Source organism: Devosia sp., assembly GCF_017307565.1.
Taxonomy (GTDB): domain Bacteria; phylum Pseudomonadota; class Alphaproteobacteria; order Rhizobiales; family Devosiaceae; genus Devosia.
On sequence record NZ_JAFKHD010000380.1, the window covers coordinates 1 to 1,354 of the forward strand.

A 1,354-nucleotide genomic window follows, 5' to 3' on the forward strand; every position below is an offset into this window, starting at 1 on the left:
TGGATTTTCCGCCACCGCTAGGGGCCATCACCGCGACATGTTCGCCGGGGTCGATGGATAGGGCGAAATCGCTTAAGGTCGCGTTCGCCGATTCGGCATGGCGGAAGGTGAGGCCGTCGATCCACACCGAAAGTGCACCGGAGACTTCGACGGCTGTACTTTCCGGGCCGCCAACGATTTTCGTTCCGCCCCGCGTAATGCGGTCGAGCGCCTCCAGTCCTGCTTGCCCGGCGGCGCGGTCGTGCCAGACGGACGAGAGATCACGTAGCGGCTCGAAGAAGGCGGGCGCGAGCAGCAGGACGAAGAGACCCTGCGCCAGCGTCAGCTTTCCGCCCCAAGCACCGAAGTTCAGTTCTCCCAGAAAATGAAACCCGACATAGACCGCCACCAGCGCCACGCCGAGCGCAGCGAACAGTTCCAGAACCGCCGACGACAGGAACGCGACGCGTAGCACCGCCATGGTGGAGGTTCGCAGTTCTTCTGCGTTTGCGCGCAGCCGGAGGGCGGTACTATCCACCGCATCGAAGGCGCGGATGGTGGCGAGTCCGCGCAGCCGATCGAGAAGGAAGGCGTTCATGTTACCCATACGGGTAAGCTGCCTTTCGCTGGCCGCTTTCGCCTGCCAGCCGATCAGCGCCATAAAGATGGGTATGACGGGCGCTGCCATCAGCAAGGCGAGGGCGGCGACCCACGAAAAGACGAATACGAAGCCTAGAATGATCGGTGGTACAACAGCGGCGCTGATGCGCAGCGGCTGAAACCTTGCCAGATAGGGAACGATGGCGTCGGCCTGCTCGGTGAGCGTGCTGGCGACGAGGCCGGAGGAAGGCCGTAAGGCATCGAGGGGAGAACGTGTCGCAACGGCGGCGGCGGCGCGCGCGCGCATGGTAGAGAGGTGGGCGCGGGCGGCATCATAGGCGCGGGTGGCGCCGGCACGCTCGAGCGCTGCGCGCAGAATACCGATGACGAAGACGCAGAGAGCCGGCAGTATCGCCGCCTGCGCAGGTGCGCCATCGGCGATGTTTCCAATGGCGAAGGCGATAGCTGCCGCCTGCGGTATCCACAGAAGCGAGGCGGATATCTGAAGGGCTGCGGCGAAACGGGGCAGGTCAGGCCGCGTCGTCGACGCAGGTGGAGAGGCGGCGCGGACGGACGGATCATCACCGGCATCGCTGGCGGCGCACGCCGTGATTGTGGCCTGCGCGCTAGTGTTCCCCGAAACGCTCATGGGCGGTCCGCTTTTCTGCGCCCGCGCCCTATCGAGATGATCCTGTCGCGTTTACCCAGAAACCGCGTGACCTTCGAGCCGAGCGACAGCAGCGATGCGAGCCGTCCGGCATCGAGTTTCTTGACG

Annotated in this window: 1 protein-coding gene and 1 pseudogene; both read right to left on the bottom strand. The window is 64.9% G+C overall.

Annotated features, from left to right (window positions below; all coding sequences use genetic code 11):
• Positions 1-1,228: ABC transporter transmembrane domain-containing protein (locus J0I64_RS15485; protein ID WP_291409848.1), on the bottom strand; the 1,228-nt coding region annotated here is incomplete at its 3' end.
• Positions 1,225-1,354, bottom strand: a pseudogene (locus J0I64_RS15490) (GbsR/MarR family transcriptional regulator); the annotation flags it as partial. The gene J0I64_RS15485 and the pseudogene J0I64_RS15490, both read right to left, overlap by 4 nt.